The organism is Micromonospora sp. CPCC 206061, assembly GCF_036906915.1.
Lineage (GTDB): Bacteria > Actinomycetota > Actinomycetes > Mycobacteriales > Micromonosporaceae > Phytohabitans.
Window position 1 is genome coordinate 106,020 of sequence record NZ_JBAKHX010000003.1, and the last position, 13,975, is coordinate 119,994.

Genomic DNA, 13,975 nt, shown 5'->3' on the forward strand with positions numbered 1-13,975 from the left:
AGCCCTACCACGCTATGGTCGTGGCCATGTCTGACGAGTACATGGATCCGAGTGGCAACACCGAGGCGTTCCGTTCGTTCGCGACCGAGGCCGAGCCGGAGCAGGCCCCGTCGAAGCTGCCGCTGGTCATCGGCGTCGCGGTTCTCGCGGTCGTGCTGGTCGCGTTGACCCTGTTTCTAGCCTTTGGGTGATCCACCGACTACTGACCGGGTCTGTGTGGCGATCTCCAACTCTTCGTCGGTCGGCATGACACAGACGGTCACGGTGGCCCCTTCAGGGGAAATGATTCCTTCCCGGACGCTGTCGTTGCGCGCCGGGTCGATCTCGATGCCGAGCCGGTCGAGGCCGGCGAGTGACTCGGCCCTCACGGTCGCCGCGTTTTCACCCACACCCGCTGTGAACGCGATCGCGTCGAGCCGGCCGAGCACCGCGTAGTACGCCCCGACATAGGAGCGGATGCGCCGGCAGTACACGTCGATGGCCAGGGCCGCCGCGCGGTCGCCAGCGGCTCGCCGGCTCAGCACCTCGCGCATGTCGCCCGCGCCGGCCAGCCCCACCAGCCCGCTGCGGTGGTTGAGCAGGTCGTCGATCTCGTCGACCGACATGCCAGCCGTGCGGTGCAGGTGGAAGACGACCGCAGGGTCGAGGTCACCGCTGCGCGAGCCCATCACCAGCCCTTCCAGCGGCGACAGGCCCATCGAGGTGGCGACCGACCGGCCACCGGAGACCGCGCAGGCGCTCGCACCGTTGCCCAGGTGCAGCGTGATCGTGTTGACCTCGGCCAGCGGGCGGTCCAGCAGCGCGGCGGTGCGCCGCGACACGTACGCGTGCGAGGTGCCGTGAAAGCCGTACCGGTGGATGCCGTACCGGTCGGCCACGTCACGGTCGATCGCGTACGTCGCCGCCGCCTCGGGCAGCGTGCGGTGGAACGCCGTGTCGAAGACCGCCACCTGTGGCACGCCGGGCAGCAGCTTGCGGGCCACCCCGATGCCGGCCAGGTTGGCCGGGTTGTGCAGCGGCGCGAGCGGCACCAGCTCTTCGATGGCGGCGACCACCTCATCGGTGATCAGGGCCGGCTCGGTGAAGCGCAGCCCGCCATGCACCACGCGGTGCCCGACGGCGCCGAGATCGGCCAGGTCGACCGAGTCGGTCACCTCGCGCAGCGCCGCCTCGTAGTCCGTCACCCGCTCCAGGAGGCCCTTGCTCACGAGCCGGTCGCCGTCGTACAGCCGGTACTTCACCGACGACGAGCCGTTGTTGAGCACCAGGATCCTCACGCGGCGGCCGCCTGGATCGCGGTGATCGCCACGGTGTTGACGATGTCTTTTACGGTGGCGCCCCGGCTCAGGTCGTTGACCGGGCGCCGGAGCCCCTGCATGACCGGGCCGACCGCCACCGCCCCGGCGGAGCGCTGCACCGCCTTGTACGTGTTGTTGCCGGTGTTCAGGTCGGGGAAGACGAACACGGTCGCCCGGCCCGCCACCGCCGAGCCGGGCAGCTTCGTCTGCGCCACCGTCGGGTCGATCGCGGCGTCGTACTGGATCGGACCCTCGACGGGCAGGCTGGGCGCGCGTTCCCGGACCAGCGCGGTGGCCGCGGCGACCTTCGCCACGTCGGCACCGGTGCCGGACGTGCCGGTCGAGTACGACAGCATCGCCACCCGCGGCTCGATGCCGAACCGGGCGGCGGTCTGCGCCGACGAGAGCGCGATGTCGGCGAGCTGGTGCGCGTCCGGGTCAGGGTTGACGGCGCAGTCGCCGTACACCAGCACCCGGTCGGCGAGCAGCATGAAGAACACACTGGACGCCACCGACACGCCCGGCACGGTCTTGACGATCTCGAACGCGGGCCGGATGGTCGCCGCCGTCGTGTGCGTGGCGCCGGAAACCATGCCGTCGGCGCGGCCGGTGTGCACCATCATCGTGCCGAAGTAGCTGACGTCGCGGACCACGTCGCGCGCCAGATCCAGTGTCACGCCCTTGTGGCGGCGCAGCTGCGCGTACCGCTCGGTGAACTCGTCCAGCCACGGGCTCGTCGCCGGGTCGACGGTGCGCGCGTCGCCGATGTCGATGCCGAGGTCGCGCGCCTTGCGTACGATCTCGTCGGCGTTGCCCAGCAGGGTCAGATCGGCGACGCCGCGCCGCAGGAGGATCTCCGCCGCCCGCAGGATGCGCTCCTCGCCGCCCTCGGGCAGCACCAGGTGCCGCCGGTCGGCGCGCGCCCGATCGATCAGGTCGAACTCGAACATCAGCGGCGTCACCCGCGCCGACCGCGCCACGTCGAGTCTGGCGGCCAGTCCTTCGATGTCCACACTGGACTCGAACGCGCCGATCGCCGCCTCCACCTTGCGCGGGCTGGCCATCGTGGGGTGGCTCTCGATCCGGCTCGAAGCCTCGACCGTGGCGTAGCTGTCTTCGGGCACGGCCAGCACCGCCAGGCCCGCGTGCAGCCCTTCGACCAGCCGCATCGCCCGGGGGTCCGGCCGCTCGCCGAGGGTGAGCACGACGCCGGCAACCGCCGCGGTGCCGGCCACCCGCGCCGCCGCGGCCGCCACCAGCAGGTCGGCGCGGTCACCAGGCGTGATCACCAGGCAGCCGTCGGTCAGGTGGTCGGTCAGGATCGGCACGTGGGCAGCGCCCACGACGAAATCGAGCACGTCGCGGTCGAGCGCCGCCGCGTCGCCGGCCAGGCGGATGGCGCCCAACGCCTCCGCCACCTCGGCCACCGTCGGCGCCGAGACCGCCGGAACCTCCGGGATCGCGTACGCCGGCACCGGCAGATCGGGCAGCGACGTGTCAGGGGGCACCCGGTTGGCGATCGCCGCCAGCACGGTCGCGCCGTGGTCGGTGAGACCGTGGTAGGCGCTGGCCAGCTCGGCGGCGATCGAGGCGCTGTCCTGCCCGAAGCCGTCGACCACCGCGACCACCACACTGCCGAACTCGGTGGCCAGCCGGGCGTTGAACGCGACATCGGTGTCGCCGCTCTCGCCGATGTCGCTGCCCACCACGACCATCGCCGGGTGACGCCGCTCCAGTTCGCGGTACCGGCCGACGATCAGGGAAATCAGCTCTTCGCGCTTGCCGTCCGCGATGAGCGCGGTCGCCTCGGCGTGCGTGACGCCGTACATGTCGTCGTAGGGCGCGTCGATCTGATACCGCTCGCGCAGCAGAACCAGGATCGGGTCCGTGCCGGCTGTGCTGGTTGGCCCTGCGGGCGTGAGCGGCCGGAACGCGCCTATGCTCGCGACCTGCCGCGACAGCAGCTCGGCCAGGCCGAGGGCGATCGTCGACTTCCCACCGCCCGGGCCGAGGCCCGCGATGTACACGCTCCGCGCCACACGATCAACCTAGCTGGTCACCACGATCTTCACCGGTGTTGCGGGCGGCCCTTCACCGGTGTGGTTGGCCGCGCTCACCGTGACCTCGTATTCGTGCCCCGGAAGCAGGCCCGGCTGGAGGGCCGGCGGGTTGGCCGTCGGAAACTCCGCCTTGACGAACTCTTCCTGCTTGGCCGTGAGGTCGCGGTAGTGCACCCAGTAGTGGATACCCGGGGCGAGCGGCTTCCAGGTCAGCGTGAGGGTGCCGGGGGCGGTCACGGTGGCCTTCAGGTCCGTGGGAGCCGTGGGCAGCGGCAGCATCGGGGTGGCGCGGACGGTCTGGCTGGGCGGGCCCTCGGCGCCGTGCCGCACGGCGGCCACCCGGAACTCGTACTCGTGCCCGTTGACCAGCCCGCCCACGATGCCGGTCGGCTCGTCGACGTGGAACAGGCTGCGGGTGAAGGCCCGCTGCCCGGTCGTGAGATCCCGGTAGTACAGGCGGTAGGTGAGACCGGCGGACGGGGCGTTCCACGTCAGCGTGGCGCGAGAGTCGCCGGGCGCGGCGCGCAGGCCGGTCGGAGCCGGCGGCGGCGCATACCGCGCTGTCGCCCGGGTCACCGCGGAAGGCGCCGACTCGCCGCTCGGCCCGATCGCCGCGATCCGGAACTCGTACGCGTGGCCGTGCATCAGCGGCACGGTGGTGAACCCGCGGGCCTGGTCGATCGGGAAGTCGTGGCGGCGCCACTGCTCACCCTTGGTCGTGTCTCGCTGGTACAGCCAGTACCAGAGGTTGGCGCCGGGATTCGTCCAGGTCAAAGCGATCCGGCCGTCGGGGAGCGGCTTGGCGGTGAGGCCCTCCGGCACCGTGGGACGCGTGCGGACAGCGGTGACCGCGGCGGAGGGCGGCGACTCGGCGGCCGGCCCGTCGGCGCTGACCCAGAACTCGTACTCGTGGCCGTCTCTGAGCAGCCCGGCGTCGGTGGCGGTGCCGGTGACCGGGTGCGGCCGGCGGGCCGGATGCGTCTGGCCGGCGGTGACGTCGCGCTCGTACACCCAGTACCGCTCGGCGCCCGGGACGGCGCTCCAGCGCAGCGCCGGATGGACGTCGTTGACCGCCGCGCTCAGGCCGGTCGGTGCCTGGGCGCGGGCGGCGGGCTCGGCGAGCGGCCAGTCGACCTCGACGAACCGGGGCCGGTATACCCGCGCGTCGGCGTAGCTGGTGTCGGCGTCGAGGCTGTTGACGTTGTACGACACCAGCAGCTTTCCGGGGCGGGCAAGCTCGGGGTGCAGGCGCGCGTCGTACGACACCCGTGACGTGCCGGGCGTGGCTTCGGCGGGCGTGTGCAGCTGGAGCGGCCCCTCCCACGGCCCGGTGGGCGCCGGCGCCGTGTAGGCCACGATCGCCGGGTTGAACAGCAGGTTGCCCTCGGTCGTCACCATGACGTACCTGTCGGCGACCCGCTGCACCGAGTATCCGGTGCCCACCCCGCTGAGCAGGCGCGCCGACCGCTCCACGGCCGTCGACCAGCCGCTGCCGGTCCAGAACTCCCACGCCCCGCCCAGCTGGCCGGCCGGCACCCGGGCCACGTGCGCGAACCGCAGCGCGTCGTTGGTGCGCTCGGCGCCGTACACGTACGTGTGGCCACCGTCCTCCAGCACCGCCGAGCCCCACGCGATCCGGTCACCGAACGGCAGGTCGGTGACCTGCTTGGAAGCGAGCCCCGGCAGGTCGAACGTGGCCAGCACCGAACCGGTCAGCGTGAAGTCCCAGAGGCCGGAGCCGGTGCGGCGGTACCGGTTGTAGAACACCTGCAGGTGGTCGCCCTCGACGGTGCCGTCCTGCGCCCAGTAGTACTGGCCGGTGGCGGGCGGGGCGACGAGCGCGGCCGGCTTGTCAGGTGCGCCGCCGCGCAGGGTCAGCACCGGCTGGGCGCCCTCCTGCACGACGATCGTGTTGTTGATGAAGGCGGAGTCGCGGGGGCGCGTGTGATCGGCGTTTACCTTGCCGAGGAACGTGTCGGAGAACAGCCACGCGACCCGGCCGTCCGGGAGCGGCACCGAAGCCGTGTTGTCGCCGCCGGTCCACTGTCCACTGGTGTCTCCGTACCGGCTGAACATGCCCGTCAGGTCGGTCGCCGCCAGCCGCGGCGGCTTCGGCGGCTCAGGCGCCGCGCCACCGTCGTGATCCAGCAGAACAATCGCGAGCGCGCCCAGCACTAACAAGCCGGCCGCCCCCGCGAGCCAGCGCCCCGTATTCATGCTGTTCGACTTTACGCGGGCAACGCTATTCCGGTTGCCCGCGTCGTCCTAGGTCGCCTTCAGTCGTCTTCGTCGTCGAGGCGGGCCAGCCAGGTGGCGAGCCGCTCGACGGGCGTCTCGAACTCCGGGTTCAGGTCGAGAAAGTCACGCAGCCGCTCCGCGACCCACTCGATGGTCACGGTCTCGCCGCCACGCCGCTCGACCAGCTCCTCGATGCCACGATCGGTGAAGTACACGGCGCCCGCCTACGGCTTCGGGAGAGCGGCCTCGACCAGCGCGGCCTGCTCGGCGTCGTGCAGCTTCGCCGAACCGACCGCCGGCGCGGCCGCCGCCGGCCGGGAGATCCGGCGCAGGCGTACGCCTTCGAGGTGCTCCAGCAGGTTGAGCGCCACGAACGACCACGCACCCTGGTTGGCCGGCTCCTCCTGTACCCAGGCGAAGTCTTCCGCGTTCGGGTACTGGGCGAGCGCCGCCCGCAGCTCCTCCACGGGCAGCGGGTAGAGCTGCTCCATGCGCAGGATCGCGGTGTCGGTGACCTCTCGCTCGGCGCGTGCCTGGAAGAGGTCGTAGTACACCTTGCCGGTGCACAGCAGCACCCGCTTCACGGCCTCCGGCTTGAGTCCCCCGGGGTCGCCCATCACCGTCTGGAACGTGCCCTGGGTGAAGTCTTCGACCGCGGACACAGCCAGCTTGTGCCGCAGCAGCGACTTCGGCGTGAACACCACAAGCGGCTTGCGCTTCGGCGACAGAGCCTGGCGGCGCAGCAGGTGGAAGTAGTTCGCCGGCGTGGTCGGGATCGCGACCCGCATGTTGTCTTCGGCGCAGAGCTGTAGGTAACGCTCGGGGCGGCCGGACGTGTGGTCGGGGCCTTGGCCCTCGTGCCCGTGCGGCAGCAGCAGCACCAGCGACGACTGCTGGCCCCACTTCACCTCACCCGACGAGATGAACTCGTCGACCACCGACTGCGCGCCGTTGGCGAAGTCGCCGAACTGCGCCTCCCACGCCACCAGCGCCTCGGTGTTCTCCACCGAGTAGCCGTACTCGAAGCCCATCGCCGCGTACTCGGACAGCAGCGAGTCGTGGATGAACAGCCGGGCCCGGTCCTTGCGCATCGCGTACAGGGGCATGTAGTCCTGCCCGGTGCGGGCGTCGACCACCGACGCGTGCCGTTGCACGAACGTGCCCCGGCGCGAGTCCTGCCCGGCGAGGCGCACCGTGATGCCGTCGTTGAGCAGCGACCCGAACGCGATCAGCTCGCTGTAGCCCCAGTCGATGTTGCCCTCGACCGACATCTTGGCCCGCCGCTCCAGCAGCTGCTGGACGCGCTTGTGCGGGGTGAAGCCTTCGGGCAGGTTGACGTGGGCGTCTCCGATCGCCTTGACGACCGCCGCGTCGACCGCGGTGGTCACCGCCGGCTCCGGCTCCGGCTGCCGGGACCGCGCCGGACGGGTGCCCGTGAGCGCCGTGTCGCGGGTGGCCTTGAAGACCTGCTCAAGCTGGGACTGGTAGTCGCGCAGCAGCTCCTCGGCGTCGTCGACGGTGATGTCGCCGCGACCGATCAGCTCTTCGGTGTACAGCTTTCGGACCGAGCGCTTCTTGTCGATGATCGCGTACATCAGCGGGTTGGTCATGGCCGGGTCGTCGCCCTCGTTGTGGCCACGCCGCCGGTAGCAGACCAGGTCGATCACGACGTCCTTGTTGAACGCTTGGCGGTACTCGAACGCCAGCCGCGCGACCCGCACGACCGTCTCGGGGTCGTCGCCGTTCACGTGGAAGATCGGGGCCTGGATCATCCGGGCCACGTCGGTCGAGTACAGGGACGAGCGGCTGTATTCCGGGGCGGTGGTGAAGCCGACCTGGTTGTTGACCACCACGTGCACCGAACCACCGGTGCGGTATCCGCGAAGCTGGCTCAGGTTGAGGGTCTCGGCGACCACGCCCTGGCCGGCGAACGCGGCGTCACCGTGCACCGCGAGCGGCAGCACTGTGTAGCCCTCGAGCTTGAGGTCGATGCGGTCCTGCTTGGCCCGGACGATGCCCTCCATCACCGGGTCGACCGCTTCCAGGTGCGACGGGTTCGCCGTCACCGACACGGTGATCGCGTGCTCACCGTCCGGGGTGGTGAACTTGCCGACCTGGCCCAGGTGGTACTTGACGTCGCCAGAGCCGTGCGCCGACTTCGGGTCGATGTGCCCCTCGAACTCGGAGAAGATCTTCTCGTACGGCTTGCCGACGATGTTGGCCAGCACGTTGAGCCGGCCACGGTGGGCCATGCCGATGACGACCTCGTCGAGGTCGGCCTCGGCAGCGGCCTGGAGCACCTCGTCGAGCAGCGGGATCAGCGACTCGCCGCCCTCCAGCGAGAACCGCTTCTGCCCCACGTACTTGGTCTGCAGGAATGTCTCGAACGCCTCGGCCGCGTTGAGCCTGTTCAGGATGTGCTTCTGCTCGTCCCGATCCGGCTTCTGGTACTGGAGCTCGATCCGCTCCTGGATCCAGCGCCGCTCCTCCGGGTCCTGGATGTGCATGTACTCGACGCCGACGCGGCGGCAGTACGAGTTACGCAGCACACCGAGGATCTCCCGCAGCTTCATCCGCTGCTTGCCGGCGAAGCCGGCAACCGGGAAGCTGCGGTCGAGGTCCCACAGCGTGAGGCCGTGTTCGAGCACGTCCAGGTCCGGATGCTTGCGCATCGCGAACTCCAGCGGGTCGGTGTCCGCCATGAGGTGTCCACGCACGCGGTACGCGTGGATGAGCTCGTGTACGCGGGCGGTCTTGTTGATCTGACCCTCGGAGCTGACCGCGACGTCGCGCACCCAGCGCACGGGCTCGTAGGGGATCCGCAGCGACGTGAAGATCTCGTCGTAGAAGCCGTGCTCGCCGAGCAGCAGCTCGTGCACGATCTTGAGGAACTCGCCGGACTGCGCGCCCTGGATGATCCGGTGGTCGTAGGTGCTGGTCAGCGTGGTGATCTTGCTGACGGCCAGGTCGGCGAGGGTCTCCTCGGACATGCCCGAGTACGGCGCCGGGTACTCCATCGCGCCCACGCCGATGATCGCGCCCTGCCCGGTCATCAGCCGCGGCATCGAGTGCACGGTGCCGATGCCACCCGGGTTGGTCAGCGAGATCGTGGTGCCGGAGTAGTCGTCCATGGTCAGCTCGTTGCGGCGGGCGCGCCGGACCACGTCCTCGTACGCCTGCCAGAACTGCCGGAAGTCCATCTCCTCGGTGCCCTTGATGCTCGGCACCACGAGCGTGCGGGAGCCGTCGGACTTCGCGAGGTCGATCGCGATGCCGAGGTTGACGTGCTCCGGCTGGACCATCGTCGGCTTGCCGTCGACCTCGGCGTACGAGTTGTTCATCTCCGGGTGCACCCGGAGCGCCTTGATCAGGGCGTAGCCGATCAGGTGCGTGAAGCTGACCTTGCCGCCTCGGCCCCGGGCGAGGTGGTTGTTGATCACGATGCGGTTGTCGACGAGCAGCTTCGCCGGCACGGCGCGGACGCTGGTCGCGGTCGGGACCGCCAGCGAGGCGTCCATGTTTTGCACGATGCGGGCCGCGACGCCACGCAGCGGGACGGTCTTCGCCCCGGAGGGCGCCTTCGCCGGCTCAGCCTTAGCCTTGGGCGCCGCCTTGGTCTCGGGCTTGGCTGGGGCGGCCGGCTTGGCCTTCGCATCCTGCGCGGGCGCGGGCGCGGCCTTGGTGGGGGTCGTGGGGTTGGCAGAGCTTTCCTGGGGGGAAGCCGCCGCTGGGCTCGCCGGCTGCTCGACGGCGGGCTTGTAGTCGGCGAAGAAGTCGTGCCACGCCGGGTCGACGCTAGCTGGATCGGCGAGATACTTCTGGTACATCTCCTCGACGATCCACTCGTTCGGACCGAAGCCTGCTAGCGGATTCTCCTGCGAGGTCTGTTGGGTCGACACGGCCGGTAATCGCCTCTTTCGCGCGCGGTACATGCCACACGAGGTGGGAGTCGGAAGTCGGCTTCCAGGCTACGCCGTATCGAAACGGCGTTCGTTGTCGCGGTCCTCCCGTGTCGAGTTTCACACCAACAACCCGCTCCCCACCAGCGCCGCACGCCCCGCGGGCCGCGCCCACCTCTCCCCACCGATCAAGGGCAAACGCACGTGGCTGAATCTCCGATTCACGTGCATTCGCCCTTGATCGACGCGAAAGCCCTTGATCTGTGAAAGCGGTTAGGAGATGTCGCGGGTGCGCATCAGCAAGGTGCCGACCGTGCCGGCCACGATGGCGTACCCGATCAGGACCAGGGCGCCTGCCCACTGCGGCGGGTTGCCCGGCAGGTCCGTGCCCGACACCATCAGCTGCGAGGCCAGCGACGGCACTAGCAGCTGCAGGTTGTTGAACCAGTCGCCGAACCGGTCTGCCAGTACCGTGAAGAAGATCGCGGCGCCGACGTATCCGGCGAAGTACAGCACCAACGCGGTGATCGTGGCGCCGATCTGGCTGCGGATCAGCACACCGAAGCCGACGCCGAAGATCGCCCACAGCAGGTACGCCAGGGCGTTCAGCGAGATCGCACGCCAGACCGCCCCGTCGCCCAGGTGGGCGGCCTCGTCGTTGGCCCCCATGATGAGCGCGCCGATCGGCAGGTTGGCGGCGGTGGTGACGACCCACAGCACCAGCCCGAACACGCCCGCGGCGAACAGCTTGGCCAGCACGACCCGGGTGCGGTGCGGGGTGGTCAGGAACGTGGTGGTGACCGTCTGGTGGAAGTACTCGTTCGTCACCACGATCGCGCCGAGCAGCATGACGATCGCGACGCCGAAGAACTGCCCGTTCGTGTAGAGGTTGGCGGCCACGTTCGCGGGGTCGCTTGCCGCGATGATCTGCTCGGCGTCTTCGGCCGACATGCCCTCGGTCGATCCGGGGTCGAGCAGGAAGGCCGTCTGGAGCCCGTTGATCAGCAGCGTCAGGCCCCACAGTGGGAGTGTGATCAGTAGGAAGACCCACCACGTGTTCGTGGTGCGGATCTTGAGGAGTTCCGCGCGGATGAGGTTCATCGGATGGCCGCCTTCCCCGCGGTCAGCTCCAGGAACACGCGCTCCAGGTCGGGGCGCTCCGTGGTCAGCTCGTGCAGCTCGACGCCGGCCTTCAGCGCGGCGCGTCCGACCGCCGGCGCGTCGACGCCGGTGACTAGCAGTACGCCGTCGCCGTTGGGCGTGACGGTCGCGTTGTCGGCGGACTTGAGAGCCTCCGCCAGCTCGGTGGCCTGCGGGGTGCGCACGCGCACCTGCGCGGTGTGCGCCATCGAGTCCATGACCTGGGCGACCGTGCCCTGCCGGACCAGCTTGCCGGCCGCGATGATCACCAGGTCGTCGGCCAGAATCTGCATTTCGGACAGCAGGTGGCTGGAGACCAGCACCGTGCGGCCCTGCGAGGCGAGCGACTTGAGCAGGTCGCGCATCCACCGGATGCCCTCGGGGTCGAGGCCGTTGGCCGGCTCGTCGAGGATCAGCACCTGTGGGTCGCCGAGCATCGCCGCGGCGATGCCGAGCCGCTGGCGCATGCCGAGCGAGTACCCCTTGAACTTGCGCTTCGCGGCAGGGGTCAGCCCGACCAGCGCCAGCGCCTCGTCGGCCCGCTGCCGGGGGAACCCGGCCGCCGCGCAGACGACCCGCAGGTGGTTGACGCCGGTGCGCCCCTTGTGCGCGCTGGAGGCCTCCAGCACCGCGCCGACGTGCCGGAGCGGCTCGACCAGGTCGGCGTACCGCTGGCCGCCGATCGTGGCCTGGCCGGCGGTGGGCTTGACCAGGTTGAGCATCATCCGGAGCGTGGTGGTCTTGCCGGCGCCGTTCGGCCCGAGAAAGCCGGTGACCTTGCCGGGTTCCACGTTGAACGACAAGTTGTCGACGGCCCTGACGTTTTTATAGAGCTTCGTCAGTCCGGAGACGACGATCTGCCCGTCAGCCATTGTTCTCCTCCCGTGAACGCGCCCGCGTCATCGTGCGCGCCGTCACACAGGGTGGCTGGCGGGCGCGACTACGTCAAACCGTCACCGCAATCCATGTGGCACGGGCCCGTGCCAGCTCAGCGCCGTCGGGCCCGTACAGCGCCGTGTGCACAAGGGCCTTGCGACCCTCGGCTGCCGCGAGCGCTCCGACCACCACGCACTGTTCATCGGGTACTGGCAGTGTCCGCACCTGTGCAGCGATGCGCCCGAGCACGTATGGCCTTCCCGGGCCGATGATCGCCCAGCCGCCGGGGCAGTCGAGGGCGGCCCACACGGTCGGCACGGTCACCTCGGGCGGCACCGTCCACGGCGCGGCGGTGCGGTCGCCGGGCAGCTGGCCAGGGAAGATGTGCAGCCCGTCGGGGTGCTCCGGCCCGCACACGTAGCAGCTGGGAAACGGGTGGTCGGTGAAGCCCTGGTACGTCGCCGCCGCGGTGACCGCCTCGGCGGGACTGACCGGTGGCACGGCGACGGTGATGGGGTCGGCCGGTGCCAGCGTGGCCACCACGGTGCCGTCCGGCGTCCGCACCTCGTCGTCAGCCGTGGTCAGCGGCGTGTCCAGGGGCGGCGGCCGCCGGAGGGTCACCTCCACCGGCAGGCCAGCGGCGAACACACCAGCGGAGTAGCCGCCGTTGCCCGATCCGGGTGGCCCGTTGAAGCGACCCAGGATGATCACCGGTCCGCCTTCCGGATCACGTGCTTGGGGCTCACGCCCTCCTTGCGCACCAGGGAAGTACCCGAGTAACCGGCCACGCCCTACGGTCTCACAAGCGCCACACGGCCGACATGCCGGCGCCACTCGCCGATCACCGCCGATGCTTACACAGATAGGCATGGCTGTACTGCTCACCGCCGACGCCCCCTCGGGCGTCACCGGCACCAGCGGATACTCGCTGCTGATCGCCGACGATGCCGCACAGGTGGCCGCCGCACAGCGGCTGCGTCACGCGGTCTTCGCCGGCGAACTGGGCGCCGATCTGCCCTCTGCGGTGGATGGGCGTGACGTCGACGAGTTCGACGAGCACTGTGACCACCTGATCGTGCGCGAGGAGCCGAGCGGCGCGGTGGTCGGCACGTACCGGATGCTGCCGCCGAAGAACGCGATCGCGGCCGGCCGGCGGTACGCGGACACCGAGTTCGACATGTCCGCGCTCAGCCCGCTGCGCGACCACCTGGTCGAGACCGGCCGGTCCTGCGTGCATCCCGAGCACCGTTCGGGTGCCGTCATCAACCTGATGTGGGCCGGCATCGCCCGGTACCTGCACCTGAAGAATCTGCGGTGGCTGGGCGGGTGCGCGTCGGTGCCGCTGGACGTGACACCAGGGGTGTGGCAACTGGCCCGCGCCAAGCACCTGTCGCCGCCGGCCCTGCGGGTGCGCCCGCGCCGGCCGTGGCTGGCCGCGCCGGGGGCGGCGGAGGCTGTCGCCGCGCACACCGGCCGCCCCGCGGTCCCACCGTTGCTGCGCGGGTACCTGCGGCTGGGTGCCTGGATCTGCGGCGAGCCGGCGTACGACCCGGCCTTCGGCGTCGCGGACTTCTACGTGCTGCTGTCGATGGACAGGGTCGACCCGAGATATCGCCGGCATTTCCTGGGGGCGGCCCGGTGAGCGCGCTCTGGCAGCCGCGTTCGACGTGCGGGCCGGCCTGCCTGCCAGCCACTGCGCGGCGGGCGCGCGCCTCGCGGGTGCGGCAGGCGGCCCGGCTGGTGGCCCTGCTCGGCGCGCTACTGCTGGGCGTGACGCTTCTCCCCGTACTCCCACTGCTGAACGGGCATGGGCGGCGAGTTGCCGCGCGGACCTGGGCGCGCGCGGTGCTCGGGGCTCTTGGGGTGCGGCTGGTCGCTCGCGGCCGGTCGCCCGCCGGGCGGGCGCTGCTGGTCGCGAACCACATCTCGTGGCTGGACATCGTCGCGTTGATGGCGGCGGCGCCGGTGCGGATGGTGGCCAAGCACGACGTGCGGCGGTGGCCGGTGATCGGCGCGCTCGCCGCCGCCGGCGGCACGATCTTCATCGACCGCACCCGGCCCCGGAGCCTGCCGGCCACGGTGGCGCAGGTCGCCGCGGCGCTGCGGGCGGGCGGCGTGGTCGCGGCGTTCCCGGAGGGGACGACGTGGTGCGGCGCCTCGGCGGGGCGGTTCCGTCCGGCGATGTTCCAGGCGGCGCTGGACGCGGGCGCGACCGTGGTGCCGGTCTCGATCGGGTACGGGCGGGGCGCGACCACGGCGGCGTTCCTGGGCGACGACAGCCTGTGGACGTCGTTGCGGCGGGTGCTCGCGGTGCCGAGGCTCGAGGTGACGCTGACGGCGACGCCGGCGCTGCACCCGGAGGCGGTAGCGACGCGCCGGCAGCTCGCGCGGGTGGCGGAGACGGCGGTACGCGGCGGCGTGTCGCAGTTCGGACTGGCTGCCTGAGGACGCGACACAGCGCTGG

The 13,975-nt window shown here is 70.8% G+C and carries 11 protein-coding genes; 3 read left to right on the forward strand and 8 right to left on the reverse strand.

The features are described 5' to 3' along the window. Positions 1–26: 26 nt before the first annotated feature. Positions 27–191 carry a hypothetical protein gene (locus V6V89_RS03790; protein WP_334617502.1) on the forward strand — a complete coding sequence of 55 codons (165 nt, stop codon included), beginning with the start codon at positions 27–29 and terminating at the stop codon, positions 189–191. On the opposite strand, the gene V6V89_RS03795 is transcribed toward V6V89_RS03790, so the two are convergent. The 8 genes from V6V89_RS03795 to V6V89_RS03830 all read right to left on the reverse strand — a co-directional run bounded on the left by V6V89_RS03795 (position 177) and on the right by V6V89_RS03830 (position 12,222). After that, on the reverse strand, positions 177–1,277 hold the full coding sequence (locus tag V6V89_RS03795) for an acetate/propionate family kinase (RefSeq protein WP_334617503.1): 1,101 nt from the start codon (positions 1,275–1,277) through the stop codon (positions 177–179). The two genes, V6V89_RS03790 and V6V89_RS03795, sit on opposite strands and share 15 nt — an antisense overlap. Then, the gene (gene pta / locus V6V89_RS03800) at positions 1,274–3,337 is read right to left on the reverse strand and encodes a phosphate acetyltransferase (RefSeq protein WP_334617504.1); all 2,064 of its coding nucleotides are present in this window, start codon (positions 3,335–3,337) and stop codon (positions 1,274–1,276) included. The genes V6V89_RS03795 and pta overlap by 4 nt, the downstream gene beginning before the upstream one ends. A gap of 9 nt (positions 3,338–3,346) precedes the next feature. Continuing rightward, positions 3,347–5,575 carry a fibronectin type III domain-containing protein gene (locus V6V89_RS03805; RefSeq protein WP_334617505.1) on the reverse strand — a complete coding sequence of 743 codons (2,229 nt, stop codon included), beginning with the start codon at positions 5,573–5,575 and terminating at the stop codon, positions 3,347–3,349. A 59-nt stretch (positions 5,576–5,634) separates the two neighbouring features. Next, on the reverse strand, positions 5,635–5,811 hold the full coding sequence (locus tag V6V89_RS03810) for a DUF6104 family protein (protein WP_334617506.1): 177 nt from the start codon (positions 5,809–5,811) through the stop codon (positions 5,635–5,637). Between the two features lie 9 nt (positions 5,812–5,820). After that, positions 5,821–9,495 (reverse strand): multifunctional oxoglutarate decarboxylase/oxoglutarate dehydrogenase thiamine pyrophosphate-binding subunit/dihydrolipoyllysine-residue succinyltransferase subunit, encoded by a 3,675-nt coding sequence (locus V6V89_RS03815; RefSeq protein ID WP_334617507.1) that lies wholly within the window; start codon positions 9,493–9,495, stop codon positions 5,821–5,823. A 273-nt stretch (positions 9,496–9,768) separates the two neighbouring features. Further along, a complete protein-coding gene (locus tag V6V89_RS03820; protein WP_334617508.1) occupies positions 9,769–10,596 on the reverse strand; it encodes an ABC transporter permease in 828 nt (275 codons plus the stop codon). Beyond that, positions 10,593–11,507, reverse strand: coding sequence for an ABC transporter ATP-binding protein (locus tag V6V89_RS03825; RefSeq protein ID WP_334617509.1), 915 nt, complete (start codon positions 11,505–11,507; stop codon positions 10,593–10,595). Before V6V89_RS03825 ends, V6V89_RS03820 begins: the two co-directional genes overlap by 4 nt. A 73-nt stretch (positions 11,508–11,580) precedes the next feature. Further along, positions 11,581–12,222: a hypothetical protein gene (locus V6V89_RS03830; protein ID WP_334617510.1), complete on the reverse strand. Its 642-nt coding sequence runs from the start codon at positions 12,220–12,222 to the stop codon at positions 11,581–11,583. Positions 12,223–12,379: 157 nt separating this feature from the next. On the opposite strand from V6V89_RS03830, the gene V6V89_RS03835 reads away from it, so the two are divergent. Then, complete coding sequence (locus V6V89_RS03835) at positions 12,380–13,153, forward strand: GNAT family N-acetyltransferase (RefSeq protein WP_334617511.1); 774 nt, start codon at positions 12,380–12,382, stop codon at positions 13,151–13,153. Continuing rightward, on the forward strand, positions 13,150–13,956 hold the full coding sequence (locus tag V6V89_RS03840; protein WP_334617512.1) for a lysophospholipid acyltransferase family protein: 807 nt from the start codon (positions 13,150–13,152) through the stop codon (positions 13,954–13,956). The genes V6V89_RS03835 and V6V89_RS03840 overlap by 4 nt, the downstream gene beginning before the upstream one ends. Positions 13,957–13,975 lie beyond the last annotated feature (19 nt).

Coding starts and splice junctions, on each gene's coding strand:
- V6V89_RS03835 (WP_334617511.1), top strand. CDS start 12,380: ATGGCTGTACTGCTCACCGCCGACGCCCCCTCGGGCGTCACCGGCACC.
- V6V89_RS03790 (WP_334617502.1), top strand. CDS start 27: ATGTCTGACGAGTACATGGATCCGAGTGGCAACACCGAGGCGTTCCGT.
- V6V89_RS03805 (WP_334617505.1), bottom strand. CDS start 5,575: ATGAATACGGGGCGCTGGCTCGCGGGGGCGGCCGGCTTGTTAGTGCTG.
- V6V89_RS03820 (WP_334617508.1), bottom strand. CDS start 10,596: ATGAACCTCATCCGCGCGGAACTCCTCAAGATCCGCACCACGAACACG.
- V6V89_RS03825 (WP_334617509.1), bottom strand. CDS start 11,507: ATGGCTGACGGGCAGATCGTCGTCTCCGGACTGACGAAGCTCTATAAA.